The following is a 26,887-nucleotide window of genomic DNA, read 5'->3' on the forward strand; positions in this document are numbered from 1 at the left end:
GCGGTTGCCGCCCATCTACTGCGGCAGATTGCGTAGCCGGGGGACCCCATGAGCTTTCGCGGCGCGCTACTTCTGCTGAATGCGGTTCAGATAATCGATAATGGCAAGGATTCGTGTTCGCACGACGACCTCCCGCAAATCCCGGGAAGGATCGAGCGCGTCGTAGGCCGGATCGACAATGTGAGGCAAGTTCTTGACGGGGTTGAACCGTTCCCCCCAAATCGGCATTTCGTGGGTGCCGTGCGCGGATATTGTTTTCCGCCCGTCTATGGCTTCGTAGACGGCGGTAATAGGAAAGACCCCGTTGTTGTTCTTGGCCAAGGCCGTCAAATCGGCAGGCGGCACCTTCAGCTGCCCAGCAACGGGTCCTTTGCCCTTTCCATCCACGCCGTGACAGCTTGCGCACGAAGCTTGAAATTCCGCCTTGCCAACATCGGCGTCTTCAGCGTGAGCGGCCGCGGCGAAACCAGCGGTCAGACCAGCAATCATGAAAGACTTCAGGCCACAGATAATCATATCATGCCCCAGTTTTTCGGATACGCGCTTTTAGCAGTATTGGGTCGCCCTTGGTTTGACGCGGGTCAATGCATCACGCCCGCCCAGTCCAACGGCGCACTATCACTCGGGCCAAACAGTAAACAGACATAGGCTTGCCGCTTCTATCCCCACGCTGAGCCGGAAGCGGCACGCTAGCTTCGATATGGTGGAGGCGTCGGGTTTGAGCCCGGACCTCGGCTAACCGTTATCCCGATTGGCGTTCCTTGGGATACGTCCGCTCGCAACATATTGCGGGTCGATAGTTGAGGAATGTCCAGGCGCTTGGCAAGACGGGCCGCCTGAGTCCCTTTCTTTCCCGGATCCAGGGACCCCCAACAGAACTAATTTCACAGCGTTGTCTCCACAGGTTCGAGCATTGGGTTGGTACGATACGGTCACTTTCCTACGCTTGCGCACCCTCTTGTTCTGCCGGTTCTGCACGAGGTCGTCGACCACGGCCGGATCGGCCGGGGTCGAGGTGTCGCCGAGGCTGGACGGTTCGTCCTCGGCGATCTTGCGCAGGATGCGGCGCATGATCTTGCCGGAGCGCGTCTTGGGCAGGCCGGGCGCGAACTGGATCAGGTCCGGCGATGCGATCGGGCCGACGCCCTTGCGGACCCAGGCGACCAGCTCCTTGCGCAGCGCTTCGGTCGGCTCAGTGCCCTTCATCAGCGTGACATAGGCATAGATGCCCTGGCCCTTGATGTCGTGCGGGTAGCCGACGACGGCGGCTTCCGACACCGCCTCATGCGCGACCAGCGAACTCTGTGGCGACAGAATCCGAGTGACAAGATTGTGGTCTTCGCCACCTACCTCGGCACAGTCGATATGATCGCCCGCGAGATCGAGCAGACGTTCCCCGGTCAGGGCGTCGTGGTGCTGCGCGGTGGTGACCACAGAGCCAAGGTGGCGGCCGAGCGCCGCTTCCGCCAAAAGGATGGCCCGCGTGTGCTGGTTTGCACGGCAGCAGGACGCGAAGGCATCAATCTGCAATTCGCGCGAATCCTGTTCAGCTTCGATCTGCCGTGGAATCCGATGGATATGGAGCAACGCATTGGGCGCATCCATCGCTACGGTCAACGTGACACCGCACAGGTTTACCATCTCGTTCTCTCGGATACCATCGAAGGACGTATCTTTCTGCTGCTGGACGAGAAGCTGACCGAGATCGCACGCACGGTCGGAAAGGTGGATGAACAAGGCAACGCGGCGGAGGACTTGCAAGCGCAGATTCTCGGGCAGTTGTCCGAGCGGCTGAATGATGACCGCCTTTATCAGGAGGCGCTTTCCGACCCCGAGCTGAAGCGCACCCAGGTGGAACTAGAAGCCGCGCTGTCGAACTCGCGCGAAGCGCGGCAAGTGGTGTTTGACTTGTTTCAAGACCTCGATGGCTTCAGCCTTGATGACTACAAGCCTTCTCGGATGTCTCGTCCAGTCTGGATCGGCTAGTGCGCTTCTTCTCGACTGCGGCCGCAGACCTCCAGCAGAAGCTGATCAAGCTGGATGACGCAACCTACGACCTCATCACCGCGGAAGGCACTCGCCGTGCGCGCTTCACTTTGAACCGCGAAGCTGCGACGAATCAGGACGAACTGCAGTTGATGGGCTTAGACCATCCGTTGGTACAGGAAGAGCTGGAACGTTGGCGCAATTTGCCGCCAGAGAATCTCGGAATTGCAGTGTCGGGCGAGGTTGGCGGGCAGGCTGCTGTCGCTCTGGATGGTTGAGACATCTGGTGGTAACGGCGAACGCCGTGTCGTGGTGCAGCCGATCGCGGTCAGACAGGATGGAGCGCGTGCCCCGGCGGTCGAACGCCTGCGCGAGAAATACTTTCAGGCGCGAACGCGCGTTACCCCGAATGTAATGCTAGCGTGTTTTTTACACAAACGAACACGGCAGCCGCGTGTTTTTCGACCATCTGGGTCCGCCTTGGCCCAAACACCCCTGTACAGACATCCCGAGGGATTACCGACCCACGGACCGGTCGCCGCAACGGCGGGCCCGCGGGGCCGTGCAGGAGTTGATTTCTGCTGCCAACGTCGTCGGCCTGTTTGATAACAAAGTGTTCGGTCGTCGAGCCCCCGACGAATGGACGGTGCTCATCGTGCTCGCGGTGGACCGCATCAGCGACGAGAACGCCGTCACCGTGGAGTATCTCGACTCAAGCAACGGAGAAACTACGACGTTCGCTTGCCACTCCGAACTTCCGATCTTCGATGTGGGCGACTTCATCAACATGAGAGGGGATGAGATCTCCTTCATACACAAGGAGGCGCTCAGGCCGGTCTTCTTCCGGATCGGTGTAACGGTGACTATGCCTGCCGCGCCGGCGGAGGAAGTAGCGCCTCCGCCGCAGGGAGCGTTGCAGCTCAGACAGCCTCGTCTCATCCCTGCGGGAGGCAAGCGGCTAGTCGAGGATTCACGAGCCCCGATGACCGAAGCCGAGATGATCCACTTCAATTCGAACGAGGTCGACCTGGGAAAGCTGTTCGGAAAGTCGGAGCCGATCTTCCGGGCCTACACCCGCGAGCACACGCGTAAGCCATGGGACGTCGCCCGTCGCCTGAACGCCGAAGGCCACCGGACGGCGAACGACGCTCCGTTGACGCCGCGCCTGGCGCGCTTCCTGCTTGCGCTGATGTTCAACGACCGCGGAAGCAGTAGATCGAACAGGCCGCAACCAAGTCGCGCCCTCCGCCGAAGCAGCAGCGCTCCGGCGCTCGGAAACTGACGGTCAGGCCGAAAAACTGAAGAGGCGCGACGACAACCAGGTTTGATCGTTCTTCATCCCTCGATTTGACCCGATCTGCGAGTCTCGTCGGAGATGGTACAAGTGTCTGTGTTTCGAAATTTTTGAGCGCGATCTCCGTGGCACCATGCCGGCGCGGCGCGATCACTGCCCCTATAAAAGCATATACCCCTTCGACGTCACGGTTGACCGTCAATCGGATCGTGGCTGCGGCCGTTGGCCGGCATGAAGCCCGCGCCCGCCAGAATTTCGATTGAGATCCCAGAGCACCGATGTTCGGGGAAACCATGAGCCGGCTCTCAAGCCGCTCGGGGCCATGCACACCAGATAAATCGGATCCGGCTGAGGCCCAAGCGGCATCAGCTGGGTCTCTCTCCTCGCGCCCTACTCCCTAGCGTTCCCACTCCCTTAGAATTTCCGGGTATTCTTCTCCGGGCTCAGGAGCGGACGGCATCTGTATCCAGCCCTTTATGATCTCGCAGTGGAGAACGTCAGAGAGCGCGAATTCGAATGACACGTCGCGTGAAAGTGCCTCGATGCTCTTATCGTCTTCCCCTCGTTCGACGCCGATTGCAGGCACTTCACCCGGCCATGTTATTGCCGCGGGGGCATCAACCACACAATACTCACAGTCGTCGGGATCGACTATAGCTTCGACCATCCACCACAGAGTCTCGAGGTCCGGCGCCCAATAGAGCCCGACAGCCTCTTTGGTGTCGAGACGGCGAATTGCAAAAAGGTTCAACAGCAACATTCTCTCTCCACGATGAGATGAGTTAAAGGTTTTCGGTTGGGTTGATGTGCCAGACAGGCAAAAAGTGCCCTTCGCTCGATGAGCGGGTTATGGCTGAACACGCTGCCTGTAGTGCGCGATGACAAGTGCCACGGGAACGGGGCACTGACGGCCCCACCGTTCGATGCACTGCTGCGCTCGCGTCAGGAGACCGACGCCCTGGCAGATGCCGAGGAGATCTTCGTCGTCGACGTCCGCATATTCGAGTGCCAGCGCCTCGGCCAAGGCACCGATCAGATCGATTTCGTATGCTGTCATTGAAACTTCCTTCGGTTTTGTCAATATTGGAAACGGCCGCTTCAGTCATAGACAGGGATGGCGCACGACCCTTCGCTGCCCCTCGACTTGTTAATATTGGAAAGTCGCGATGAGTTTCAGATCCCCAAAAAAAAGAAAGAGCGCAGGTTCGGAAGACCACCGACGTACGCGACGCCGATTCTGGTGCGCTTGCTTCCAGAGCAGGTGGCTGCCCTTGATGCCTGGATCAAAAGGCAACCAGATCAACCGGGACGCCCGGAGTCGATCAGGCGTATTCTCGACGAGTATCTGGCGTTGGAATAAGTGACCGAACTCTGACCAGAGGGGCTTGCCGCGGGCGCTGGATCAACCGTTCGAGCCAATACGGCTGCCGTCAGGGGTTCTCTGGTTGTGACGAAGGCTTCCGGATCATTGCTGAGTTGTGATCGTTTTACCTTTCATCGTTGCGCCGACTTAAGCTGTGCTGGTACGAGCTTTCGAACCAAGCACTGCTACACAAACCACATGCCGGTCATTGTCGAGGTGACCGACCAGCCACTCGCAAACTATGGAATTGCAAGTGGGTATTTCCGGCTGACGCGCGCGCAAACGCGACGGGTCCTTCGGCATCGTCACAACCCATTGAGCCAACCTATTGCGAGCACGGCATATCCGACGGAAACTCCTACCCGCCGCGCTTCGGCTTTTGACGTAACTTCCGTAGAGCCAGGAAACTGCCGGCCGTGGCTTCAGAAGTCATACTGATTGAAGGGGCTGCCTTCACGCTTGTAGGCGGACATTCGCGCCTGCGCCGCTCAGCCTTGAACCTCTCGATCTCGGTGGCCTCGAACCCGATCCCCGGTCGCTTCTTACCACGACCGGTGATCACGTAGGCAATGAGACCATCCCGTATATCAGTCCGCGCAGGGTTCTGGGAGAAACATTTAAAGCGGCGGCAACCTCGGCGGGTTTCAATAGGGGCGTCATGGGCAAGATTCTCTTTGTCAGATGGCTTCAGGCCGGACACTCAGTGCCCGAACCGGGCTCTTCCGGGCTATCATATGACCGGCTTGGCCTGAACCGCTGACCACGCGGGCTATCCCAAGCAGGCAGGTCGCCGCTGGGAAGCCCGCCTGTGCGATTCCGTGCGCAATCGTCCATGGACCGAGGACGGTTTCCGCTCGTCGTGGGGCAAAGCCTTCGACAAGGCCGGCATCAACGAGGATCTCACGTTCCACGATCTCCGAGGCTCGGCGGTGATCCGATTGGCGCTTGCCGGATCAACGGTCCCGGAGATCGCGACCTTCACCGGCCATAGCCTGAAGGACGTAGAGAGCATCCTTGATAAGCACTATCTCGGCCGCGACGTAAGGTTGGCGGAAAGTGCCGCACGCAAGCTTGAAGCAATGTTTGAGCCTAGGACTTGCGACGACCGAGAGCATCCCTGCAATGCTTAACCGCGCTAAACGGGTAGCTCGGAAGGTTCAACGCTCTTTAAGTCGTTGGTCAAATATGACCGCCGCAGCCGCTTTTCTCCGCCAACGCAACTACTCGTCGCCACCCGCCACGTTCTCGGGCGGCAGGCGCGGCCGCAAGTCGAGGCCTTTGGCCATCAACCGGACAGCCCCTCCCAAATCAGCGGCAATTCGATCCGCTTCTTCGTTTAACATCTCGATGAGGCCGTCGAGATCAAGTTTCTTGCCTGTATCGGGATGCCGCCACGTCCGGTCCGAAGCGACGCTGATATATAGGCAACCAGCGCGGCATTCGTCGGATGACATGTATTTTTTCAGCAATTGATCTTTCAGGGCCCCACGCAACGCACCGGCAGACCGCGGCTGTTCGCCAATCTTAAGTTCGAGAGTGGCCTGTTGACTGGCTGCCGTAGACCGCAGACGAATGTCCGTTTCCTTTTCATCGGCGGTGACCCCCTCTTGATCGACCGTGTAGAGATGGTTGGCTTTGTCGCTAAACGTCCGCGCAATTTCCCGGCGCAGGACCTTTTCATCGGTGATGCACGCCCACGCGGCACGAGGTGTTGTGTTGAGTGCAAGCTTGGTGGGTTTGGGCCGACGGGCCGATCGCTCGGCGTGCCATTAGGCTGTCGATGCACGATACTCCAAGCCGCCGCTGCGCGTCGCGGCGTTACGTCGTAACTCACGCGAGATGGTCGAGGCAGATCGACCAAGACGGCGCCCGATCTCACGCCTCGAGAGGCCCTGAACGCGAAGAGTGCGATCTCCTCGCGTTCTGCAAAAGAGAGATACCGCCCGGACGGCGGCTTGGCTGAAGATCTGAACGTCGCTGGTGGCATTCCGCCTGCCTTTCGGAACAATCTGGTTCCCACAGGCTGCGACATACCAGCTGTTAGCGCAGCATCCTCGCTGGTCATTCCCTGTGCAATCCCCAACCAGAATCGTTGAAGTTCAGATCGCCCCGCAATTGACGGCCGTCCCGGGGACGGTAACGGCGCCCGTCCAGATCGCAGTGATCGTCGCTTTCGAATGGCCGAGCGCGAACTCGGCGTCCGGAAAACGCGACCGGCACCTACGCATATAAGTAGGTGTAGGGCTCGGATTGCTGTGTCAGGTTGGCAGAGCTTGGTCGCTTTTGAATGCCCCTCCTGAGCACCAAGCCTCGTCCTATGGGACCGTGCGGGCGGTCCGTCAGCGGCGGCAGTCGCCCGCACGTTTCGATGTCCTTTAGGAGGCCTGGAGCTGGGTAATGCGCAGCGACCTAGCGTACGTTGTATGCGTCATTTTGATGGGACTAGGCTTCCTCGCGATCATAGCGATCGCCATGCTTATGCAATAAGGCCCGGGGCCGATGTAGCGTTCAGCCCGTTCAAAGGGCAAGGACGCCCTTCCGGGAGTCACATGCAGGCTTTCCGACCTAGCGCGGGATCAGGTCCTTCAAGATGGCTTCCGCGCGGATAGAGACGGCCGTGTAGTGCTGTGCGGCCTTGATGGACTATACCGCCCCGGATCGGTTTCCGCGATGTAGGGATCAGATAGAAGGCGCTGGAGCCCGCTTCCGGCGCCATGCCTGCACCCGGCGAAGCCGCGACAGCACAGAAGGCCGTCCTTCGACCCTGATCCGCTTCTCACTCGTCACACGTCCGCTCCTCATGAGGTTGCGAGCCTAGCTCAATGTGCGGCGCGGAGGGAAGGGCTCCCGGAATGCTACGGACGCCAGCCGACCTCACGAGCGTTCGATGGGTCCGGATTTGCAAGGCTCAGCAGCTCATAGCCGACAACTTACGGGAGCACAGCAAGATGCATGGTTGGTTGGTGACGGTCGCTGTCTTCAAGGAAGACGGCGACGATGACGAAGAATTCAGGCACATAACTTACGTCGTTGCTGCCGCTGACCCGGCGGAAGCAGTGAAGCTGACCGTAAAAGACAGCGGCGCGAAGGCCGCAATCCTCAACTGCCCCATCGAGGAGGAGCAATTGCTAAGACTTGGCGTGAAGCCCGGCGAGCTTCTCGTTATACACGATGGCGAGTTCGATCCGATCATCTCGCGCCATCGTCGTCACTAAGCGCTCCACGTCCGATCTTGATCAGTTGCGTCGAGTTCATGACATTGTCGTTCGGAAGCCGCCGCTCGCACGAGCAGTCAATCTGCACAAGGTATGAAAGCGCGCCGTTTGCTTGTCTCCGCAATGTAGCCGCCTGGCACGCTGATTGCTGAACCATGATTGCTTGGTCGCTTATTGATTGAGTGAGGGCCAAGTCTACGCATCGTAACTCGTGCGGGCGGTCGTCAGCAGCCGCCCGCACGCTTTTTCATAGCGCTACGCGCGGCTTTGTGAATGGCACGCGAGTTGCTGAGAGACGCTTCGGCTTGGCTCCTCATACTTCACGCAACCCCCATGAGATAGCAAAGCCTCTTTGTTGGCGCAACTCGCGCGGGTGGTTCCTCCAGCCGCCCGCGCGTTTTTCGCGCGAAAAGCCGCGAGATGATCCGCGCCCCCTGAAAGGGTCGCTAAGGAGGCTGTTGCAATGGACAGGCTCAAATTCGTCCCCGCATTCGAGGCCGCTATTCGCTCTGCCGATCCAGACAAGCTCGCCGCACTTCGCGAGACGATCCGTGAGCGCGGAGGCCCTGACGAGTTCGTACTGACGAGCACAGAACTCATCCGCAAACATCCGCTTACGCTCTTTAGACTTCTTAGGATCATCTCCGACGCGGCACATGAGGACGAGCGCTAATGAGCATCCACCCAGCCTCCGGAAGTCACACCATTCTCATTGCAGAGGCAGCCGTATCGCTCGTTAAGGTGGCTTGCGCAGCATGGCGGCTGTACGTGCGATCCGACAGAGAAGACCCAAGTGGTTGGACTGGGATGAAGGCAAAGAGATCGGCCAGAAACGCAAGGCCAGCGCGATGGCCGGCCCCATCAATCTCCGATCGCTTGATGGTTTCAACGGAATTACGAGGTCAGCCGACATGTCACCGCTCATCCTCATTGTCGCTTCGACGCACCTCAGCATTTTAGCCACCGTCAACATCGCTGCTCGGCCATCAAAGACTTTAGATGAGTGTCGAAGGATTGGTGAGCTAGCGATAGAAGCCGCGACCGCGAAGCCCAGCCGCTCCGCGTCCTATGTCTGCCACGATACTACGCGCGAACAGGGTTTAACGGGCGCACTAGGTGTGATTGCCTACGTTTCGCAAGAGGACGGTAAAATAACGATCCTTGAGGGCTACATGGCGACGATGTCTGACTGCAAAGTTGCCGGAATGGCGGCAGCCGCGAGCAAGGCTGTTCCCGGCGTTAGAACCCGGGCTTGGGCTTGCTACGATCTCGGCATCTTTCAACAATGATGCGATGAGCGTTTCTAATCTTCGCGCGTGTAGCGTACGCGCTGCATCACCTTCAGGAGTTGTCGGAACGTCGCGACCAACGCGAGCACGCTATCGGCAATCCGTATCCCGTGCGACTTTGCGGATGTGCGGAGCACGTCCGGCTTTCCGTAGGCCCGTAGGGCCTGCGGCTTGCCCGTGGTACGTGGTGTGTTGCGGCTCATTATGCGGCCCTCGCCTTTCTCGGACGTTTCGCATCCCGAGTAAGTTTGAGCCCGAGCAATTCGAACACCGGGCGCGAGATGGATTCTTGCGCCTCGCGTAGCTCCACTGACCGCAGCACGGCCAATTCGCCGATGTAGCGCCCGCTGATGCCCGGCACGGCGTGGCCTAGCAAAATGCTGAACAGAATTTCGGGCACGCCCAGCGCGGTCGCCAGCGATTTGTAAGAATGCCGAGGGCTCCGCGCCAGCTCCCGTCGCTACCACCGCCCAACCGGGCAAATCCAACAGCCGGGGCGAACTCAGGACCGGATAAAACTTGGGGGCAAGGTCATCGGTAGCGAGACTATGTCGGAAGATATGGGCGCCGCGGTGGGCGCAACCTTCGATTCCAACGCGATCGAGAGCGGCCTTGGCGATCATGGTGATCGCGCATCCGAAAGCAAAGCCGACGTGTGGCGCGAGTGTGCGGACGAACAGCCGTCGGCACGACGACTTTGGGCGGCCATTGCGCAGATATGCAACGATAGCCGCGCCAATGTCTGGCGGTATCGGCATTCGTGCACGCTGTCGGCCCTTGGCGCGAACGAGTATCTCGCTGGCGCGCCAGTCGATATCGTCGACGGTGAGCGTCGCAACCTCGTCGGCCCGCAGGCCGAGCTTGGCCAGCAACAACAGAATGGCGTAGTCGCGCCGTCCCATCACCGTCTCTCGGTCGCAACCGTCGAGAGCCCTCCGCACCTGAGCGGCACGCAGATAGGTCGGCAGAGTTGCGAGCTTCCATCGGCGCATCGATGGAACGCAATCCGCCAACGAGCGCGCGTTCAGCCCCCGATGGTGGAGGTAACGGAGAAAGGCACGCAATGACCAGCACATCGCCTTGCCTGTTTCCGGGCCCCAATCCTGGGCGTGGCGCTCAACGTAGCGGATCACGTCCTCTTGGCTGATCTTGCGCAGGGCGCCGGCGCCGCCGGAGCACACCAGTTCACGGGCGATAGCGGTGCAGACTACCGTCGTTCGCTTGCCGCGCGCAGCCAGCTTCCGATAGCGGGCCGTCAAGCAGCTCTGCGCCTTCCAACCAATCTCTCGCACTGCCGGCGACACCTGCTCAAGCCGGTATAGCTTTGTCTTGCCGATCTTCGGCGGGTGTCTATATGTCCAGACGCTTTCGACCAACATGTGGCGAACACGGCCGTTGCCCGCCTTGCTGATGCTACCACGCCTGACAGACTCTCCCGTCGATCGTTCGCTTGGCACTAGGCCGAGGTAACCCATAAGTTGACGTGGGCTCTCAAAACGGTTCACGTCACCAACCTCGGTCAGTGTATTTGCGAGCGCCTGGCTTGAAGGTCATCGCGACTTCATTTCCGCCCAAAGCAGTCCGACAGCGATGGCGAGCGAGCCGACACTCGCGGTCGAGCTGATCGGCCTCAATTTTGTTTTCGCCTCCCGGCCAGCGGATCGTACTGGCGTCGGCGATCAGGCCCGGCTTTGACGGGTCGGTTTCGGCTGCGACTGTTTGTTTGAGTTCCGTTACGTTGACCGTTGAGAGTTGGACTTCCATTGGGCGCGGCCCCAGATCAAAGCATCTTGATATTGTCAACCTGCTTGTCTGACCAGTCGACAAGAGATCTTCGGGGGGTAAGCTTCGGCCGTGCATCAAGCAGGCAAATGGGGAGCACTAGAAGTCATCAGGGGAGCTTTTAATGTCAGACCTTGTTGCGATCGTGTACCCATCCGAAGCTAAAGCAGAGGAAGTTCGGCAGAAAATATTCAAGCTCCAGAGCGAGTATCTGATCACGATCAGCGATGCCGTGATCGCCGTCAAAACTGGGGACTCTGTAAAACTCAGTCAACTTGTGAATACCACTATGACTGGCGCCGCAAGTGGCAGCTTCTGGGGATTGCTGTTGGGGATGGTCTTCCTGAATCCGCTTCTAGGCGTGGCTCTCGGAGCCGGCGCAGGCGCACTGAGCGGTGCGCTGACCGATTTCGGGATCAGAGACCAGTTCATGAAGGATCTCGCGTCGAAGGTAAGATCGGGCGATGCCGTCCTCTTCCTGCTGATCCAGTCTATGACGTCAGACAAGGTTCTCAATGCGATTAAGGATGCGGGAGGGATTGTCCTGACAACCTCGCTCGATGAAAAGAGAGAGCAGCACCTGCGCGATGCTCTCGCAGCCGCAACTCAGGCCAAGCCTGCCTAGCCAGTGAGCCAAAACCTGGCGCCAGCGTCAAAGCGTCGCCGAGAACGGTAGTCGCTGCGCTGTCACGGCAGTCGCTGTGGCAGCGGAATACGCTACAGTTTTGCGTAGGGATCGGTGCGCAACGGCATCGGTCCCTGGGCGGGATCGCCCGCGAAGGAGGCCGGCTGCAGCCATGCGGCTCCGCGGCCGCTCAGCCGGCTCTCTTCCGCGCTATCAAAAGCCGGGAGAAAATCATGCGAAGATTGCTTCTATGGGGGTTCGCACTTGGGATTGCTTCGGCAGGGATTACGGCGACCAGCGGTCGCTCGCAAGCCGGCCCTATGGCGCCGCTGGGCGTGCGTCAGGCCGCCGACGAGCTTCGTCTCGCGGAAACTGTCCAGTTCGTCTGGAGGGGCCATCGCTATTGTTGGTACAATAGGGGATGGCGCGGTGGCGGCTGGTATCGGTGTGGTTTTGCTTCGAGGCGCGGCTTGGGCTGGGGTGGTCCGGCGGGATGGCACGGATGGCGACGGCCAGGCCACCGCCCGGTCACTCGGCCTCCGAGACTTGGTCGGCCAGGAATCGAGCGTCCGCGACCACTCCCACAACCGTTCCCTGGCAGGAGCTGACGACATTTTTGTATGTCGTTCGCCGGCCGCGACGTGGCAGGCCAGTCGGAGCCCGCCATGGCCTTGAAGGAGCCGCAAAAATGCGCGGGCCAAGCGCGCGATGCCGTGCTGGTCGATCTCGCGCTGCAGGGCGGTGGATCGCACGGCGCTTTTACCTGGGGGGTGCTCGATCGGCTCATGGATGAGACCTGGCTGCGCATCGAGGCGATATCGGGCACGTCGGCCGGCGCGATGAACGCCGTCGTGCTGGCGGGCGGTTTTATGACCAACGGCCGGGCCGGCGCCAAGTCTGCATTGGAGGCCTTCTGGCGGCGGGTCGCTGACTCAGCGCGGTTCAGTCTCATTCGGCGAAGTCCGCTGGACGTCATCCTCGGTCGCTGGACCCTTGATACGTCGCCCTTCTATCTCGCCTTCGATCTGGCGAGCCGCGTGTTCTCGCCGTACGACCTCAATCTTGCCGGCACAAACCCTTTGCACCAGGTCCTCGCCGAGTCGGTCGATTTTCGACAAATCGCGAACTCCCCGATCCGCTTGTTCGTGACGGCGACCAACGTTCATACCGGCCGCGGGCGTGTGTTTCGCAACGCCGAGCTTACACCCGACGTTCTGCTCGCTTCCGCCTGCTTGCCCACCCTGTTCCGCGCGATAGAGATCAATGGCGAGCCCTATTGGGATGGCGGCTACTCCGGGAACCCGACGATCACACCGCTCGTACGCGAGTGTGACTCGCATGACACGCTTCTCGTCGCCGTCAACCCGGTCGAGCGACCCGGGACACCGCGCTCTGCGCGCGAGATCCTCGATCGGTTGAACGAGATTGCGTTCAACGCCACGCTGCTCAAGGAGTTGCGCATGATCGCGCTGCTGCGGCAGGTCGCGGACGCCGGGAGTTCCGAGGGGCGCAAATGGGCCGAGATGCGCATCCATCTGATCGCGAGCAAGGTTCTGGCCGGGCTGGGCGTCTCGTCAAAGCTCAATGCCGAGTGGGACTTTCTCTGCATGCTGCGCGACGAAGGCCGCCGTGCCGCGGAGGCATTCCTCGCCGCGAACGACCGGAATATCGGCAGGCGTTCCTCGATGGATTTGGATTTGCTCTTGCAGCAGGTTTGACGCCATGGGCCTCGTCGGAATCCTGGTTGCCCTTGGCCTGCTCATCTGGCTCTCGTTCCGCGGATGGAGCGTGCTCCTGCTGGCGCCGGCTGCCGCGATCGTCGCTGCGGCTTTCGCCGAAGAGCCCCTGCTCGCCCATTGGACGCAGACGTTCATGGGCGGCGCTGCGCAGTTCATCGCGCAATTCTTCCCAATATTTCTGCTCGGTGCGCTGTTCGGCAAGCTGATGGACGACAGCGGTTCGGTCCACGCGATTGCCCATTTCATGAGCACCAAGCTCGGGGCGCGTCGCGCGATTCTTGCCGTTGTGCTTGCCGGCGCGATCGTCACCTACGGCGGGGTAAGCCTTTTCGTCGCCTTTTTCGTTTTGGCGCCGATGGCACGGGAAATGTTTCGCGTCGCGAACATCCCACATCGGCTCATGCCGGCCACCATCGCTCTGGGCACCTCTACATTCACGATGTCGGCAATGCCCGGAACGCCCGCGATTCAAAATACGATTCCGATGCCGTTCTTCGGAACCACGCCGTTTGCCGCGCCCGGATTGGGCATCGTCGCTGCGGCGATCATGCTTGCATTCGGGCTCTGGTGGCTCCGCCGCGCCGAGGGATCGGCACGCAAGACCGGTGAAGGCTATGGCGGAGACGCAGAGCTCGTCAGCGGAGCGGTCGCTGACGATCAGTTCATCCGCGAGCGCGCGACATCGTCCCACGAGTTCGATCCGGCCGAAATAATGCATGGCAAGCGCGGCGACGTGCGGCCACCGATCGGCACGGCGATCATCCCGCTTCTCGTGGTCGTGGGCGTGAATCTGCTGATGTCGCTCCTGATCCTGCCACGGCTCAATTTCTCGTTCCTCGCGCAGGAGCGCTGGGGCGGGACATCCCTTGCCGGCGTCGCCGGGGTGTGGTCGGTCGCAGTCGCTCTCGCCGCCGCCGCGGCGACGCTCATCGCGCTCAATCGAGCCCGTCTGACGGATCTAAGGGCGAGCATGGATGCCGGCGCAAACGCCTCGGTGCTCCCCATTTTCAGCGTGGCGAGCCTCGTCGGCTTTGGAGCCGTCGTCGCTGCGCTACCGGCCTTTGTGTCGGTGCGCGACTGGGTACTGTCGATCTCCGGCGGTCCTATCGTCTCTCTCGCCATCGCGATAAACGTTCTTGCTGCCTTGACCGGATCGGCCTCCGGCGGATTGACCATTGCGCTCGATGCCCTTGGTGACACTTATTTGCAGATTGCCCAGACGTCTCACATTGACCCGGCGCTCATGCATCGCATTGCCGTGATCGGTTCCGGCACCCTCGATAGCCTACCGCATAACGGTGCCGTCGTGACGCTGCTTGCGGTCTGCGGTTCGACCCATGGCAAGAGCTACTTCGATATGGTGATGGCCAACATCGTTGGGCCGATCATCGCCTTGACCCTCGTCATTTTTTTGGGTTCGATGATCGGATCATTCTAGGAGGGACGACGAGGACGCTATCGACGCGATCTTGTCCGCCGTAAGGGCCGACTTCGAACTCGTGAGCCGTTATTGAAGGCCTGATTGGCCTGTATCGACGTGCGACCTTACCGCCTCGGGCAGCGCCAGCGATCTACGCATAGCCGGCGCCCATCAGGTTACCGCGGTTCTCAGCCTCTGAGCCGGAGACGAGTGAACATTCCGGCAAGTGGCGCGCAGAGTGCGCAATTTTGCAGTGTGATCACGCGCTACCAAATGAGGTAGGTATGACATGTTGGCGGTTGTGGTAGCTTCTCAAGGTTGATGATCGAAGCTGAGCAGCGAACAACTCAGCTCGTTACAATCCCCTTAGGCTAGGAGACGTCGAATGACCGCGAATATAACCGAAGACGAGAAACGCGAACGGCGGGCACGTCCAGAGCCCGGACTGGCCCAGGCATCGGGCGGCGGCCCCGACGGCTTAAGAGAAGCAGCGGCAGCGGCATCACGCATTCCATTAATTTTTCCGGAATGGGAAAAATCGATCGAAGCGACAAGGCACCTGTTCGCGACGGCACTAAAGGACGGATTAAGTTTCGCCGCTTCCTCTCTGCACGACCAGGCCAACTTTCTGAGAAATCTTTCCGACTCCAAGACTCCCTCGGAGCTCCTGAAGTGCCACCTGGACTTTGCGGAGAAGTTCTGGTCGAAGTCGTTCAGCCAAGGCTCGAAGATATTGGATCATCTCAAACCACAGCCATCATCTGCGGCAAGCCAAGCAATCCACCGAGCTTGAAGCAACGGCCCGACGGTACTCTGCTTCATCCGGGGCCACACGTCGGCGGTCGGGGACGTTGTGGAGTCCGCCGTGAAGAACGCGGACGAGCGCTGATTTAAGCGATGTTTTGAGCCGGGACAGTTTCGGCGAGCGCCCGGATGATGGTACGCAAGAGTTCTGCGAGCCATCGCAGGAGCAGGCCGAAGTTGTAGCCGGCCGCTGCGAGGACGGCGTTGATACGGTCGCCGACGCGGCCTTTGAGATAGTTGCGGTCCATGCGGTTCTCGGCCTTGACGTGACCGATGACGGGTTCGACAGCCGCACGACGCTTCATCTCGCGCCGGATGGAAGCCGTGACGCGACGGACCTGGCCTGAGATCCAGACCCTGAGCCGGTGCGGGTGGTTGTGGCCGCGGTACCCTTTGTCGACATGGATGCGGCGAGCCTCCACGCCGGTGAGCTTCTCCATGTCGGCGACCACGGGGCCGAGCGTGTGCCCGTCGAAGGGATTGCCGTGCAGCGCCTTGGCATGGAGCACGAACTGTCCGCCCTTCGGGGACGTCACGGGGGTGGCGATGCTGACCTTGCAGCCGAACTCGTAAGGCGCGCGGGCTTTCCCCTTGCCGATGCACTCGACCTCCGGCGCATGTAACGCATAGACTTTGGGGCCGCGCTGATGCTGATCCTGGCTGCGCACCCGCTGCGCCAGATCGAGCAGCGGGCCGAAGCGCGCTTCCAGCACCGCATCGCCATCAATCTTGCGGCGGATGTCGCGGATGATCCGGCCAAGCCGCGTCCGCAAGAACTTGAGTTGGCGCCGGGCGCGCTTGAACTGATGCGCGTGGGTATAGCGGCCGACCATGATGGCGGCGCGCTTCGCCAGGCGCAGATAGCTCTGGCGCAGCGGCACACGGTTGCGCTTGGCGAACCCGACGAGCTTGGTGATGGCCCGATGCATCAGCCGTGCGTCGGTCGGATGCGCAACGGCCTTTGGCTGCACCGTGGTATCGACCACCACCCGCTCCAGGTCGTTAGGACCAAGGGCGCCAGTCTTGTGTGCCACCGACAGACTTTCCTGGATCAGCGCGACGAGCTGCTCCTCGCCGAGCCGCTGGCGCCAGCGCGTCATCGACGATCGATCGAACGGCAGCCGGTGGCAGAAGCTCAACTCGCCGCAGAAGTATTGATAATAAGGGGTTCTCGATCCAGCGGGCGCACAGCACCTCATCCGAGAGATTGTGCATGTGCTTCAGGATGAACAGGCCGGCGACAAGCCGCGTCGGCAGGCCGGGCTGCCCCGGACCGGTTTGGCACACCGAACCAAAGCGGTCATCCAGAAACTTCCAGTCGATCAGCGCCGCCAACCGCACCAACGGGTGGCCCATGTCGATGATTTGATCAAGCGCCGGAAGCAACAGGTCTTTCTGGCGATCATCCCGCGGTTTGCTCATCGCCGTCCCCAATGCCGATGACCCGCCGTCAGGGAATCACGAATCGCTCGAAAGCAAAATCCCAAAACGCAAGAAACCGCGGCCCAACACCCGGCTTTCCTGCAAAATCGAATACTTTATCGAGACAACTTCTGCCTATCTCTCAGGCCGATCCGCATTCTTCACGGACGACTGTGGATACTGCATCCGGCTCGACCTGAGAGCACCTCCGTCCGCCTCCTGCTCGATATGGAGCTCAGATGGCGCATCGAACGCGACTATCAAGCAACGGTCGGCCGTCAGCATTATGTGAAGGCGCGATGGTTGCGGCTTCCATTACCACGCCATGTTATGCATCGCGCCCGAAGGAGGATGTTTCCGTCCTCCCGATCTCATCGGCTGGAGTCCCAAAAACCTCAAACTTCTCACAAATCAAAGTCCCTGCACTCCCGCTCAGAACCGAGCGTCATGCCGAATTTGGTCACTACCATGGCAGCGGCTCCTCAAGAGCGTCGTTGGCTGGACGCCTAGATGTCCGAGTTTGCGCAATCCGAGCGAGGCCCATGCGTCCGATCTGTGACGCCTCAAGAACCGGTTTTCATGTCCGATTTGACAGGATGGTAGCCTCGTGTGCGCCGTCATGCGCAATATTATGAGTGCGCCGCTTTCGGCCCTCGACGAAGCACTCGCCCCTTGCAATTCACCCTCGTACGAGCAGTGGAGAACAGAGCTCTCCAGCTGCACAAGACAGGTGGGACCGCACAAGGCCCCCTCACCTGGAGATCGATGATATTCATTGAGCAGTTTCGCCGGGCTCCATAGCGTCGATATTCTTCAGCATTAGCTCGCGCAAGAGCGTCGATCCGGGGATTCTGACTTCCTTGCCGTCGCGCAGTCTGCCGATTGCAACGAGCAGCTTGCGGATATCATAGGTCGAATTGAACACCTCCGGCACACCGCGTTCAACGTTGAGGAGCGTGTAGGCGGCTTCCATCGCAGTGCGAACTGCGTATTCGGTCGTGAAGATGCAATCGCGCTCCGCCGACTCAGCAAACTGGCCGATGAAGGCAAAATTGACAGCGCCTTTGGGCACAACATTTGGTCGATCACCCGCCTGCCGCGGCATGAAGAAAGATGTGACGTAGGGCATCATCACCGGCACTGTTTTTGCGGCTGTCGCGGCCAGTCCCGGTATTTCATCGATCGGCACGCCGAGGTGATACAACCATTCCTGCGTAATTTCCTCGCCCGTGCAATCTTGCATCGGTTTGTTCACGTAATCGCCGGGCTTGTCGACGAAAAGTGAATAGAGCCAGACGACGATCTGATCACTGGGCTGGTGCTTGAAATGCGGTTGACGGTTTACAGTCCAACTGAGCAGCCAGTTCGAATCCTTCGCCGTGACGACCCCTCCCGTGACGACCTTGCCGCTGAACGGATCGCGTTTGGCGATCTTGCGGATATAGGCCGGAATGCGCGCGTCAAGAGTCGTGATCGTTGCCGATTCCCATTTTGTTGCAGGGATATTGCCGCCGAAGACGTCCGGGCGGCCGAAAGCCGCGTCCTTGGCCGCAATACGCCGCCACAGATCCCAAGCTGGCGCCGGGCCTTCGTCAACCCTGGAGGGCGTGTGATGGTCTCCCTTGTCCGAGTTTTCAGTGAGCGACCCGATCGTTATGAATACAAGATCGTCGGCGCCAAGGCCGATACCGCCGGCGACGCCATCCTCCAGCCAGTGGATGGCCGTGGCCTGCTTGCATCCGGCCTTTAAGTCGAAATCGACATCGGTGACTTCGACGTCGTAGCGGAAGTTGACGCCCTGCTCCAACAGCCATTTGCACAACGGTAGAACCAGCGATTCATACTGATTGTACCTGGTAAACTTCAGCGCACTGAAATCCGGCAGGCCTCCGATATGGTGGATGAACCGATGCAGATAAAGCTTCATCTCCAGGGCGGAATGCCATTCCTCAAAGGCGAACATCGTCCGCCAATAAAGCCAAAAATTGCTGAAGAAGAACTCTTTCCCAAACACTTCGTCGATGCGCTTGTTCTCCATCTCCTCACGGGAGGCAAGAAAGACGGCAATCAATTCCTTCTGCGCTTCTTCGCTCAGAGTGAAAAGGCCGTCGGTACGCGCATCCTGTCCCCGGTTCACCGTCGCCCGCTGCAGCGAGTAGTTCGGATCATCCTTGTTCAACCAGTAGAATTCGTCGAGCACGCTGGCACCTTCGATTTCCAGCGACGGGATCGACCGGAACAAGTCCCATAGGCACTCGAAATGATCCTCCATCTCGCGGCCGCCCCGGATCACGAAGCCCCTTCCCAGGTCTTGGTTACCGTCGAGCGCTCCACCGGGGATCTTCAGCCGTTCGAGGATGGTGATCCGGTCGCCACGCATATGGCCATCGCGGATCAGGAAGGCCGCACCGGAAAGCGCCGCCAGGCCCGCACCGACCAGCCATGCCGTCTTGCTGTCCGCACCTTCGGGTTTGCGGGGGCGGGCAAAGGCTTCGTAATTTCCGCTACCGTAATACATGGAACATTCCGTCCGATTGGATCGACAATCCTTGGGCTCATTAAAAGATGTTCTCGGGCGCCAGGCATTTGCGCGGGACGCCGATCGTTAGACCGCCATCGATGACGATCTCGGAACCGGTAAGGTAGCTGGACTCGTCGCTGAGTAGGAACAAGACTGCCTGCGACACTTCCTGCGGCTCGGCTGCCCGCCCGAGTGGAACGGGGAAAAGGGAGGACTCGAAGCTCTCGGTCATCGGGGTGGCAATGAAGCCGGGATGGATCGAGTTGACGCGGACCCCCGAGGCTGCGGCTTCCAGCGCAGCGGATTTTGTTATGCCCCGAACGCCGAACTTGGAAGCGACATAGGCGTGGAGCCCGGCACTGCCCCGCAGCCCCTCGACCGAGGAGATGTTGACGACCGAACCTCCGCCGGCGCGCCTGATGGCCGGCAGGGCCGCCTGCATTCCGAGGAATACACCGGTCAGATTGACGGCGAGGGTCTTGTTCCACTGATCGAGCGGGAACTGCTCGATAGGGGCCATGTTGGCGATCCCGGCGTTGTTGACTAGCCCATGCAGCGCGCCGAAGCGCCGCTCGGCGCTTGCGACCGCCTCGGCCCACTCCTTCGGCTGGGTAACGTCCTGAGGGACATAAACCGTGGATTCGCCCAGTTTAGCGGCGAGAGCCTCCCCTTCTATATGAAGAATATCAGTGATTACGACCCTCGCCCCCTCAGCCACCAGCAGACGCGCGTGAGCCGCACCCATCCCGCGAGCTCCGCCGGTCACCAGAATAACCTTGTTCTTCAAACGTCCCATGATCCTTGCCTCGTGCCGTTGGTCAATGGCGGTGCAGCGTCTTCCAGGCGTCGAAGAGGACGCGGGGATCATGCTGGCCCTTATAAAAGGGCGAGACCGGACGCTGGATGTCGAGCAAGCCGAAAACGGCGGTCTGCGCCGCGCGCACGGAATATTCGACGGTAAAGACAACGTCGTCGGGAATCTCGCAGAACTGGCTGATGAAGGCGAGGTTGCGCGATCCCTTCGGGATGACCTTCGGCCGGTCGGTCCTCACGCGCGGCATGAACTGGGCGGTAATGTAAGGCATCATCGCCGTTATGACGCGCGAAGTGTCGAGGATGTGCGGAATACTCTCTGTGAATCGCAGGTGCGAAAGCAATTCGATGAGAATTTCACGCCCCGTGCACTCCGACATGGGCTTATGCACGAAGTTACCCGGCTGGTCCGGGAAGAGCCCATAGCCCCACCACACCAAGACATTCTTCGGCTGTTCGTAAAAGTGCGGTTGACGATTAAGGACGACGGTCAGGAGCCAATTGGAGTCTTTGATCGTTACCAGTCCGCCCTTGCCGGCTCTGCTGCCGGAAAAGGCTTCGAGCCGGTCGAAGAAGCTCGAATCGTCCGCCGTGACTGTGAACGATTCCCATTTGGACTGGTCGATCCTGGAAACGAAGACGGCGGGGCACCCGAAGTCTGGACTCTTGGCAGCCAGACGTTCCCAAAGTTTCCACGAACCTCCGTTTCGCGTCGTATTCAGCGCCGGAACCGTGTCCATCGAACCGTAGCTGGTGTCGGACGTCATTGATCCGTTGGTCACGAACACTAGATCCTGTTCAGCCAGATCGATGACGCGATCTTCACCGCCCTGCCGATAGTGCAAACGCGTCGCGGTCTTCTGCCCGCCTTCGATCACAACATCAATATCGGTCACTTCCGCCCCCATCTCAAGCCGCACGCCCCGGGCCTTCAACCATGCAACGATCGGGCGGACCATGGCGTCGAACTGGTTGAACTGCGTGCGGTAAATGCCTGCCATGGTGTCGATCGTCGAGAACAGATGCAGGAAGCGTAGACAGTAGCGCTTGAACTCGATCGCACTGTGCCAAGGCGCAAAAGCAAAGGTCGTGGACCAGATGAACCAGAAGTTGCTGCGGAAAAAGTGGGGTTCGAACCAGTCCTGGATCGTCCTGATGTCGAGCACCGATTCTGGAGTCGCGCAAAGCGCGATCAGGTCGAGCCGATCCCTCTCCCTGAAACCCAGATCGGAGACGTCGACGATCTGACCGCCCGAAACCAGACGCGCCCTGTCGTTCCAGAAGAACTCCTGATGGAACTCCATCAGCTCGTCCTTCGCCGATTTCATGGGGTCGCCAATTGAGGGGATGAAGGACAACAAGTCGTAGGTGCAATTGAACCTTTCCTCGAACATGCGGCCGCCGCGCATGACGTATCCATCCTTCGGATTGCCATGCGCGTCGAGGCTTCCGCCGAACTGCTCCATCTGCTCGAACAGAACGATATTCGGGCCCGATAGCCCGCCCTCCTTGACGAGGTAGGCCGCTGCGGCCAAGGCAGCGATGCCTGTTCCGACCAAATAGGCGTTGCGAGGAGCCACCTGCTTCGGTGGATCAAGGCGGGAAACGAGAGAAGCAGAGCGCATAAAGTTCTCCGGCATGCAGCGGTTGGAAATATAGATTCCATGCAATCGGCGCGCCGATGGCGGCGCGTGCTAAAAATATGATCGCGAACCACCGTTCCCGGGACTGCATAATCAGCAAGCGCCGAAGCTCTTCGACGTACACAAGCCATATGCAGACGCCGTCGGGCGCCTGACCATAAGCAGCAATAGCGCCGCGTTGATCGGAATCGACCAAGTCATACCAGCAGCGGCTGTGCGCCGCGCAAGGAGCTGGTTGCGGGCCCTTCTTGAAGACGGAATGCAAGCGTCGTCATGTCGGGTTTCCAACCGACCCGTCGCCAACCAGACAAGACAGAAAGCAACTGGACAAGACGGAAATTGAGTTGGTTCCGGTTGTCACTTTTGCCGAACCCGACCATATTGCAGCACGACGATGCCAAGGTGACGTTACAAGGTGCTTGGCCAGCGACCGGGTCGAGTTCGAGCGCAAGCACTAGCAGTCCTTGCCATCTCGCTAAAGTCTTTCGGGATGGCGAGGCACTCTTCGCCTAGAGCCCGTGAGCCTTCATTTCGTCTGCAAGGTGCTCCAAACTCTGAGACTTCGGGCTGTGAGGCTGGCACTGGCCAGTTCTCTCCAGGACTTCCGCACCTCCATCCAACGGCCCTTTCGAGCGGGCAGGGTGTCGAGCATTTTCTCGGCAATCGGTGCAAGGCGCGCGGCTTCCGAGTTCGGGTCGCACTTGGCATCTTCGAGAATTTTAAGAGCGGTCGTTTCGGACCGCCTCCACCCCGACTCGGTGAACCTGCTCTCCGCGAAATACTCAAAACAGGTCCGGAACGTCAAAGCGCGGCCGATGATCGTATGGGCTGGTAAGCCCGCCTCACTCAGCCACCTCCGAAGACAGTCGCACCACACTCGGCTGCTGAGGTCGAGAAGGTCCGCACCTTCGAAGACCAAAAGCGCCGCCATGCCAGCGATCTCGCATTGCACCCCGTCGTCCTGTTTTTCGAACCAAGCTCGGATTGCATGCAACGGCGTCACCGGCCGATTCACAACCGGTACCTGCGCCGTGCCGGCGCGATGGAACTGGACCACGTTTTCCAGCGGTGGCATGCGCGGCCACGGCCTCCCCTCTGCGTCCCACAAGACCCAGCGCTCGGCGATCTTCTTTGCCTCTTCGGGAGACCTGCTTCGCCAAAGCTCCTTGAGCGCCTCATTGACGTAATATGAGACGTCAGCTTTCAGACCGCATGTACGTGCTATTGCCGCGAGACGACCGGCGTCAATCAGCCGTGCCGCGAAATTGTTCTCTGCGTTCATTTGCCGAGGCCTTGCGCGCCCTTTCTAGCGCGTCCTGTTCATCCGGCTCGATGTGATCAAACCAAGAGCCCGGGGGAAATGTCGCAATACGCTTGGCAAGGAAGGATTGCGGCTCCCACTCTTGTCCCTCGCGCTTCTCGAAGGTGATGCCCCCCTTGCGGGTAAAATAACGGGGTCCCGGAATATTGCAGTTCACCAAAGTAGCACGCGCCACAGATCACCTTTCGTGGCCTGATTCTAGTCCACCTTCGGCAAGTAATCCACGCTAACAGGTTCAACGATCGTGCAACGGCCGTGCCCGAGGAGATTACCCAGCTTGCCTTGCGCGGTCGTGACGAAGTTGAAATTGGTCGGCTCATGCAGAAAGCGAAGGTTCACGTTCTCTTCGCCGTCAGCGACTTCACCGGCAATCAATGAGAGCGCGAAGGCCCGCCAGCTCAATTCCATCGGCTTCGCATATGTCGACGCAATCTTAATCGCTCCGTCCGGTCTGACCTTCCAGGTGATAACGTATTCTTCGAGTGATCTGTGGTGGCGGTGCCTAGTCCACGAAAGAAAGACATACTCAGATTGATCAATTGCTCCGGCAACTCCCCACGTTCGTGGAACGAAGTGCGCCACCTTCGCGACCCTGGAAATAATTTGTTCTACTGTCTCGCCGTCTTGTGCTCGCCACATCGACTTGACCTTGTCGACAAGTGGATTGTCGTCGGCGCGAACACTGTTGCTCGTGGCGGCCTCAGCCAGGCAGATCAGCAGCAGGCCGAGACAGAACCAAAGCACGCGTCTTCCAACCATTTTGTTCATAAGTCCGCCCATCCGCTCTTGTCGACACGCCAATTCTAAAGCGGACCAACCGCCGAATGCGCTATTCGCGATAGATAGAAGTTAGCGGCGACGTGACGCAGGTGCCCGCCAGTGTCGCGCACGAGCAGGCGCGCCGTCCCCCGTCTATGTCACGCGCCGCTAACCTCGGGGGCCAGCCACAGCTTCAACTTGCGATGGTGGCCATGCCCAAGGGAGGGCACCCCGGGCATATCGAGGGTCTGCATTCTTCGTGCCAGGCAATGGCCGGCAGTTGGCACCATGTTTGTGTTGGCCTTGTCCGCTTTCCGACTTGTGCACGTCTTAATGTTTGCACCTAAGGCCTATCCAGAACGACTTCATGTCGATCGTTGTCGGCCTCGCAATTATCGACAGCGCAAGCGAACGTCTTGCTGCCAGTTCCGACGCGGATGAGAAGCCCCTAGCTTACCGTCATCGCCGTTGTTTGAGTCGGCGCTGTTGCAGCAAGGTTGACGCTCAAGCCCGGCCGCGCTTTTGCACGCCTGCGACCAAAACTTCCAAGGCGGCGACTTGGCGCTCCTGGAGCCTGAGGGCGGCATCGGCCAGCTGTGCTTGGCACTCTACAGCCGCGACGATGCGGCGCCGCTCTTCAGGGCGAAGCGCTTCGACGTCGGCATCGAGGGGGTCCTCGGCTTCGAGCAAGCGGATTATGCGGTCGCGCGTTCGGACCTCTGCACGCGCAATGGCGCGTATCAGCCTGCCGCCCATCTCCTCGCCTTCGCTATTCATGATTAGAGGCCCGCGTTTCCACGCCATCGCGTCGGTATGGGCCTCGATTCGCTCAGCGCCGATCCGTGCTGCTCAACGATTTCGTGAGCATCTGCCTGATGGACCGACTCACAAACGGCCTTACCAGCCACCCGAAGACACCTACCGAAAGACACGAACCGCAACACGCCGAGCACACCCCAAACAGCCATTTTGATTGTGGGCCTCTCTGCGTTGAGCTGGTTCAATATGCCTACGTTGGTCCAGTATCGGTAAAAAACGACCGCGAGGCTCCTACCAGAAATGGCGGGCATCCCAAATCAACGCGCTCGCTCAGCATGCTGCTGGCTCCACAAATGTCTTGCGCCTTAGTCAACTACTGAGCTTGGTTATTGATGGAGAGGACCGACACATGGCAGTCGTCCCCGATGAACCATCGGGGAGTCAATTCGTATGAAGAACGTCCTGCTGGGTGCAGTATGGGTCATCGGGCTGTTGACTTCTTCTTTTCAACCGGATTCGTGGGCGGTCCGCCTGGCGCTCTTGCAGGGACCGCGCGTATTGGTCAGGACGTTGATATCGGTTTGGTCGGCGTGAACTACCGCTGGGGTGGCGCGCCGGCTGCGAGATATTGAGTCGCCAGGACGAACGACTTTTTTTGAAGTCGTGACCGGCTGAACCGCCGGTTTTTTCGAAGGTAATGACTCAGCGAACTCCCTCCACGCGCAAGTGGATGAGCGCGTCATGCGCATGCTGCCGCACGACCTACCTCCGGGCAGCCGTTGAGGCTAGTCAGAGGCATGTTTCCTGATCGCGTGCGGCCGCGCTGGGTTGACAGCATGCATGTCCGATGGCTTCGAATTTGCAGGATCATCGGTACGAGCCGACCTCATGGCGACGGCTACTCCCGATGCGCAGCAAGATGGGTGGTTGGATAGTGACGGTCGCCATCTTCAAGGATGACAGCGATGAGGACAAAGAGCTCAGGCACGCAACGTACGTGGTTGCCGTCAACGATCCAGCAGAAGCCGTGAAGCTGAGCCTGAAAGACTGCGGCGCCAAGGCCCGAATGCTAAACAGATCGAGGAAGAACAGTTGCAAAGGCCAGGCTTGCAGTCCGGCAAGCTGATCGCCATACACGATGACGAGATCGACCCAATCACCGCGCGGCCGCGGCGTCACTAAGCGCTGCAGGTCCGATCTCGTTCAGTCGCGTCCCGGTTGATGACGCGCATGTCCGGAAGTCGCCATCGAAGTGCGAGTAGCTATTCGAGGTCGCGCTTAAGGCGCAGCGTTCTGCATCTGTTTAAGCGGAGAGGCGGTGCGATCGTTTGACACGCTGGTTGCTGAGACATGTATGGCTCGGCTGCTCATATGTTCACGCCCCCCATGAGACAGCAAAGCCTCTTCATGCGCAAACTCGCGCGGGTGGCCCTCCAGCCGCGCGCGCACTTTTTCGTCGCCGGTCCGCGGAGATTATTCCATCATGCGTAAAAAGGCTTTGGACTATGCCATAGAGGCGCTTAAGAAATAGTCTCAAGAGAAGATCGCAACCAGCATCGCGCTTACAGAGCTTGAGGCAAGCAAGCCGACACCTAGGCTACCGCTAGAACGATAACGCAGGCGAGACCGGGCATCGGGCACAGCAGCTTCTTGCCTGCGTCGGCGCCCGAGGTCACCGGTATCAACCGCGCTGACGTCGCCTCGCTTTCGGTGAAAACATAGACCGGTATCGCAAAACCATGATGCGCCAGGCGGAAGCCGTTGTTGATCGCCCTCACCTGCACGGCGATGAAGTTGCCATCGATCGTGCCCCGCCAGACGGGTTCGACCGGCCCCCATCTCGACACGAGGTTGTGCGGATTGCCGGGCAGCCCGTCGGTGCCGATGAAGAGCACCGCAATGGCGTCGTCTTCACGCGGGATAGGATGCGCGTGCAAGGCTGTGGATCGACGCCTTCGTGATGCTGAAAACGTCTTCGCGGCGAGCGACCCTGAAGGAAATATCGCCCTCGAGCGTCATGAGAAGTGACTCCAGGTGTGCCTTGTCCGGTTTGCAATTTTTCCGGTGTCCGGTCATGCGTGGGTCGGCGGATCACGGCACTCTTCGGCGAATATCCTTCCTAAACTATAAGG

At 59.8% G+C, this 26,887-nt stretch carries 27 protein-coding genes and 4 pseudogenes; 13 read left to right on the forward strand and 18 right to left on the reverse strand.

Translation table 11 applies throughout. The annotated features are described in order from the left end of the window. Window positions 1-66: 66 nt before the first annotated feature. The 3 genes and pseudogenes from ACVWYP_RS41965 to ACVWYP_RS41975 all read right to left on the reverse strand — a co-directional run. Window positions 67-516 (reverse strand): c-type cytochrome, encoded by a 450-nt coding sequence (locus ACVWYP_RS41965; protein ID WP_028342837.1) that lies wholly within the window; start codon window positions 514-516, stop codon window positions 67-69. A 173-nt stretch (window positions 517-689) separates the two neighbouring features. Further along, window positions 690-863 carry a nucleoside monophosphate kinase gene (locus tag ACVWYP_RS41970; protein WP_348652650.1) on the reverse strand — a complete coding sequence of 58 codons (174 nt, stop codon included), beginning with the start codon at window positions 861-863 and terminating at the stop codon, window positions 690-692. Window positions 864-954: 91 nt separating this feature from the next. Continuing rightward, window positions 955-1,305: pseudogene (locus tag ACVWYP_RS41975) on the reverse strand (AMP-binding enzyme); the annotation flags it as partial. On the opposite strand from ACVWYP_RS41975, the gene ACVWYP_RS41980 reads away from it, so the two are divergent. The 3 genes from ACVWYP_RS41980 (at window position 1,285) to ACVWYP_RS41990 (ending at window position 3,268) form a co-directional block, all read left to right on the forward strand. Next, on the forward strand, window positions 1,285-1,986 hold the full coding sequence (locus tag ACVWYP_RS41980; RefSeq protein ID WP_259245189.1) for a helicase-related protein: 702 nt from the start codon (window positions 1,285-1,287) through the stop codon (window positions 1,984-1,986). The pseudogene ACVWYP_RS41975 and the gene ACVWYP_RS41980 overlap by 21 nt on opposite strands. After that, window positions 1,986-2,264 (forward strand): hypothetical protein, encoded by a 279-nt coding sequence (locus tag ACVWYP_RS41985; RefSeq protein WP_028342840.1) that lies wholly within the window; start codon window positions 1,986-1,988, stop codon window positions 2,262-2,264. The genes ACVWYP_RS41980 and ACVWYP_RS41985 overlap by 1 nt, the downstream gene beginning before the upstream one ends. A 284-nt stretch (window positions 2,265-2,548) precedes the next feature. Further along, on the forward strand, window positions 2,549-3,268 hold the full coding sequence (locus ACVWYP_RS41990) for a hypothetical protein (protein WP_028342841.1): 720 nt from the start codon (window positions 2,549-2,551) through the stop codon (window positions 3,266-3,268). A 409-nt stretch (window positions 3,269-3,677) separates the two neighbouring features. Here ACVWYP_RS41990 and ACVWYP_RS41995 read toward each other — a convergent pair whose 3' ends face one another. Both ACVWYP_RS41995 and ACVWYP_RS42000 read right to left on the reverse strand, forming a co-directional pair. Beyond that, window positions 3,678-4,040 carry a hypothetical protein gene (locus ACVWYP_RS41995; protein ID WP_028342842.1) on the reverse strand — a complete coding sequence of 121 codons (363 nt, stop codon included), beginning with the start codon at window positions 4,038-4,040 and terminating at the stop codon, window positions 3,678-3,680. A gap of 87 nt (window positions 4,041-4,127) precedes the next feature. Then, on the reverse strand, window positions 4,128-4,337 hold the full coding sequence (locus ACVWYP_RS42000; protein ID WP_028342843.1) for a hypothetical protein: 210 nt from the start codon (window positions 4,335-4,337) through the stop codon (window positions 4,128-4,130). Between the two features lie 1,124 nt (window positions 4,338-5,461). Here ACVWYP_RS42000 and ACVWYP_RS42005 point away from each other — a divergent pair. Next, window positions 5,462-5,773, forward strand: coding sequence for a site-specific integrase (locus tag ACVWYP_RS42005; protein WP_028342845.1), 312 nt, complete (start codon window positions 5,462-5,464; stop codon window positions 5,771-5,773). A gap of 90 nt (window positions 5,774-5,863) precedes the next feature. Here the strand turns inward: ACVWYP_RS42005 and ACVWYP_RS42010 are convergent, their stop codons facing one another. Then, window positions 5,864-6,112 carry a hypothetical protein gene (locus tag ACVWYP_RS42010; protein WP_129964738.1) on the reverse strand — a complete coding sequence of 83 codons (249 nt, stop codon included), beginning with the start codon at window positions 6,110-6,112 and terminating at the stop codon, window positions 5,864-5,866. A gap of 303 nt (window positions 6,113-6,415) precedes the next feature. Beyond that, window positions 6,416-6,708, reverse strand: a pseudogene (locus ACVWYP_RS42015) (helix-turn-helix domain-containing protein); the annotation flags it as partial. Window positions 6,709-7,591: 883 nt separating this feature from the next. Here ACVWYP_RS42015 and ACVWYP_RS42020 point away from each other — a divergent pair. The 3 genes from ACVWYP_RS42020 (at window position 7,592) to ACVWYP_RS42030 (ending at window position 9,147) form a co-directional block, all read left to right on the forward strand. Beyond that, a complete protein-coding gene (locus ACVWYP_RS42020) occupies window positions 7,592-7,858 on the forward strand; it encodes a hypothetical protein (protein ID WP_244980963.1) in 267 nt (88 codons plus the stop codon). A 463-nt stretch (window positions 7,859-8,321) separates the two neighbouring features. Beyond that, entirely contained in the window at window positions 8,322-8,531 is a 210-nt protein-coding gene (locus tag ACVWYP_RS42025; RefSeq protein WP_028342848.1) for a hypothetical protein, read from the forward strand. Window positions 8,532-8,655: 124 nt separating this feature from the next. Next, complete coding sequence (locus ACVWYP_RS42030) at window positions 8,656-9,147, forward strand: hypothetical protein (protein WP_075969327.1); 492 nt, start codon at window positions 8,656-8,658, stop codon at window positions 9,145-9,147. Between the two features lie 14 nt (window positions 9,148-9,161). On the opposite strand, the gene ACVWYP_RS42035 is transcribed toward ACVWYP_RS42030, so the two are convergent. The 3 genes and pseudogenes from ACVWYP_RS42035 to ACVWYP_RS42045 form a co-directional block, all read right to left on the reverse strand. Next, window positions 9,162-10,223 (reverse strand): tyrosine-type recombinase/integrase, encoded by a 1,062-nt coding sequence (locus ACVWYP_RS42035; protein WP_334369658.1) that lies wholly within the window; start codon window positions 10,221-10,223, stop codon window positions 9,162-9,164. A 102-nt stretch (window positions 10,224-10,325) separates the two neighbouring features. Continuing rightward, window positions 10,326-10,667, reverse strand: a pseudogene (locus ACVWYP_RS42040) (transposase); the annotation flags it as partial. Further along, entirely contained in the window at window positions 10,654-10,911 is a 258-nt protein-coding gene (locus ACVWYP_RS42045; protein ID WP_155258663.1) for a hypothetical protein, read from the reverse strand. The pseudogene ACVWYP_RS42040 and the gene ACVWYP_RS42045, both read right to left, overlap by 14 nt. Before the next feature lie 142 nt (window positions 10,912-11,053). On the opposite strand from ACVWYP_RS42045, the gene ACVWYP_RS42050 reads away from it, so the two are divergent. The 4 genes from ACVWYP_RS42050 (at window position 11,054) to ACVWYP_RS42065 (ending at window position 15,506) form a co-directional block, all read left to right on the forward strand. Then, window positions 11,054-11,554 carry a DUF1269 domain-containing protein gene (locus ACVWYP_RS42050; protein WP_016839870.1) on the forward strand — a complete coding sequence of 167 codons (501 nt, stop codon included), beginning with the start codon at window positions 11,054-11,056 and terminating at the stop codon, window positions 11,552-11,554. Window positions 11,555-12,219: 665 nt separating this feature from the next. Next, window positions 12,220-13,272, forward strand: a complete 1,053-nt coding sequence (locus tag ACVWYP_RS42055; protein ID WP_028342849.1) for a patatin-like phospholipase family protein — start codon at window positions 12,220-12,222, stop codon at window positions 13,270-13,272. Window positions 13,273-13,276: 4 nt separating this feature from the next. Then, the gene (locus tag ACVWYP_RS42060; protein ID WP_028342850.1) at window positions 13,277-14,731 is read left to right on the forward strand and encodes a GntP family permease; all 1,455 of its coding nucleotides are present in this window, start codon (window positions 13,277-13,279) and stop codon (window positions 14,729-14,731) included. Between the two features lie 367 nt (window positions 14,732-15,098). After that, on the forward strand, window positions 15,099-15,506 hold the full coding sequence (locus ACVWYP_RS42065; protein ID WP_080686869.1) for a hypothetical protein: 408 nt from the start codon (window positions 15,099-15,101) through the stop codon (window positions 15,504-15,506). A gap of 97 nt (window positions 15,507-15,603) precedes the next feature. Here ACVWYP_RS42065 and ACVWYP_RS42070 read toward each other — a convergent pair. The 7 genes and pseudogenes from ACVWYP_RS42070 to ACVWYP_RS42100 form a co-directional block, all read right to left on the reverse strand. Next, window positions 15,604-16,939: pseudogene (locus ACVWYP_RS42070) on the reverse strand (IS5 family transposase). A gap of 772 nt (window positions 16,940-17,711) precedes the next feature. Further along, window positions 17,712-19,457 (reverse strand): oleate hydratase, encoded by a 1,746-nt coding sequence (locus tag ACVWYP_RS42075; protein ID WP_028342851.1) that lies wholly within the window; start codon window positions 19,455-19,457, stop codon window positions 17,712-17,714. A 40-nt stretch (window positions 19,458-19,497) separates the two neighbouring features. Further along, a complete protein-coding gene (locus ACVWYP_RS42080) occupies window positions 19,498-20,256 on the reverse strand; it encodes a glucose 1-dehydrogenase (RefSeq protein WP_129964742.1) in 759 nt (252 codons plus the stop codon). A 22-nt stretch (window positions 20,257-20,278) separates the two neighbouring features. After that, on the reverse strand, window positions 20,279-21,898 hold the full coding sequence (locus tag ACVWYP_RS42085; RefSeq protein ID WP_051448033.1) for an oleate hydratase: 1,620 nt from the start codon (window positions 21,896-21,898) through the stop codon (window positions 20,279-20,281). Next, a complete protein-coding gene (locus tag ACVWYP_RS42090; RefSeq protein WP_179077634.1) occupies window positions 21,867-22,181 on the reverse strand; it encodes a hypothetical protein in 315 nt (104 codons plus the stop codon). Before ACVWYP_RS42090 ends, ACVWYP_RS42085 begins: the two co-directional genes overlap by 32 nt. Before the next feature lie 261 nt (window positions 22,182-22,442). Beyond that, on the reverse strand, window positions 22,443-23,198 hold the full coding sequence (locus tag ACVWYP_RS42095; RefSeq protein WP_080686870.1) for a hypothetical protein: 756 nt from the start codon (window positions 23,196-23,198) through the stop codon (window positions 22,443-22,445). Between the two features lie 237 nt (window positions 23,199-23,435). Further along, window positions 23,436-24,005 carry a hypothetical protein gene (locus tag ACVWYP_RS42100; protein ID WP_244980961.1) on the reverse strand — a complete coding sequence of 190 codons (570 nt, stop codon included), beginning with the start codon at window positions 24,003-24,005 and terminating at the stop codon, window positions 23,436-23,438. A gap of 549 nt (window positions 24,006-24,554) precedes the next feature. Here ACVWYP_RS42100 and ACVWYP_RS42105 point away from each other — a divergent pair. Both ACVWYP_RS42105 and ACVWYP_RS42110 read left to right on the forward strand, forming a co-directional pair. Further along, on the forward strand, window positions 24,555-24,779 hold the full coding sequence (locus tag ACVWYP_RS42105; protein WP_244980960.1) for a hypothetical protein: 225 nt from the start codon (window positions 24,555-24,557) through the stop codon (window positions 24,777-24,779). An 883-nt stretch (window positions 24,780-25,662) separates the two neighbouring features. Continuing rightward, window positions 25,663-25,881, forward strand: coding sequence for a hypothetical protein (locus ACVWYP_RS42110; RefSeq protein ID WP_244980959.1), 219 nt, complete (start codon window positions 25,663-25,665; stop codon window positions 25,879-25,881). 466 nt (window positions 25,882-26,347) lie between these two features. Here the strand turns inward: ACVWYP_RS42110 and ACVWYP_RS42115 are convergent, their stop codons facing one another. Further along, the gene (locus ACVWYP_RS42115; RefSeq protein WP_028342855.1) at window positions 26,348-26,650 is read right to left on the reverse strand and encodes a hypothetical protein; all 303 of its coding nucleotides are present in this window, start codon (window positions 26,648-26,650) and stop codon (window positions 26,348-26,350) included. Between the last annotated feature and the right edge of the window lie 237 nt (window positions 26,651-26,887).

It is taken from the genome of Bradyrhizobium sp. USDA 3262 (assembly GCF_054060035.1).

What these genes read in the sequence shown, in the direction of transcription:
- ACVWYP_RS41965 (WP_028342837.1), bottom strand. Translation starts at nt 516, where the DNA reads ATGATTATCTGTGGCCTGAAGTCTTTCATGATTGCTGGTCTGACCGCT.
- ACVWYP_RS41980 (WP_259245189.1), top strand. Translation starts at nt 1,285, where the DNA reads ATGCGCGACCAGCGAACTCTGTGGCGACAGAATCCGAGTGACAAGATT.
- ACVWYP_RS41995 (WP_028342842.1), bottom strand. Translation starts at nt 4,040, where the DNA reads ATGTTGCTGTTGAACCTTTTTGCAATTCGCCGTCTCGACACCAAAGAG.
- ACVWYP_RS42000 (WP_028342843.1), bottom strand. Translation starts at nt 4,337, where the DNA reads ATGACAGCATACGAAATCGATCTGATCGGTGCCTTGGCCGAGGCGCTG.
- ACVWYP_RS42020 (WP_244980963.1), top strand. Translation starts at nt 7,592, where the DNA reads ATGCATGGTTGGTTGGTGACGGTCGCTGTCTTCAAGGAAGACGGCGAC.
- ACVWYP_RS42025 (WP_028342848.1), top strand. Translation starts at nt 8,322, where the DNA reads ATGGACAGGCTCAAATTCGTCCCCGCATTCGAGGCCGCTATTCGCTCT.
- ACVWYP_RS42035 (WP_334369658.1), bottom strand. Translation starts at nt 10,223, where the DNA reads ATGTGCTGGTCATTGCGTGCCTTTCTCCGTTACCTCCACCATCGGGGG.
- ACVWYP_RS42045 (WP_155258663.1), bottom strand. Translation starts at nt 10,911, where the DNA reads ATGGAAGTCCAACTCTCAACGGTCAACGTAACGGAACTCAAACAAACA.
- ACVWYP_RS42050 (WP_016839870.1), top strand. Translation starts at nt 11,054, where the DNA reads ATGTCAGACCTTGTTGCGATCGTGTACCCATCCGAAGCTAAAGCAGAG.
- ACVWYP_RS42055 (WP_028342849.1), top strand. Translation starts at nt 12,220, where the DNA reads ATGGCCTTGAAGGAGCCGCAAAAATGCGCGGGCCAAGCGCGCGATGCC.
- ACVWYP_RS42060 (WP_028342850.1), top strand. Translation starts at nt 13,277, where the DNA reads ATGGGCCTCGTCGGAATCCTGGTTGCCCTTGGCCTGCTCATCTGGCTC.
- ACVWYP_RS42065 (WP_080686869.1), top strand. Translation starts at nt 15,099, where the DNA reads ATGACCGCGAATATAACCGAAGACGAGAAACGCGAACGGCGGGCACGT.
- ACVWYP_RS42075 (WP_028342851.1), bottom strand. Translation starts at nt 19,457, where the DNA reads ATGTATTACGGTAGCGGAAATTACGAAGCCTTTGCCCGCCCCCGCAAA.
- ACVWYP_RS42080 (WP_129964742.1), bottom strand. Translation starts at nt 20,256, where the DNA reads ATGGGACGTTTGAAGAACAAGGTTATTCTGGTGACCGGCGGAGCTCGC.
- ACVWYP_RS42085 (WP_051448033.1), bottom strand. Translation starts at nt 21,898, where the DNA reads ATGCGCTCTGCTTCTCTCGTTTCCCGCCTTGATCCACCGAAGCAGGTG.
- ACVWYP_RS42095 (WP_080686870.1), bottom strand. Translation starts at nt 23,198, where the DNA reads ATGAACGCAGAGAACAATTTCGCGGCACGGCTGATTGACGCCGGTCGT.
- ACVWYP_RS42100 (WP_244980961.1), bottom strand. Translation starts at nt 24,005, where the DNA reads ATGAACAAAATGGTTGGAAGACGCGTGCTTTGGTTCTGTCTCGGCCTG.
- ACVWYP_RS42110 (WP_244980959.1), top strand. Translation starts at nt 25,663, where the DNA reads ATGCGCAGCAAGATGGGTGGTTGGATAGTGACGGTCGCCATCTTCAAG.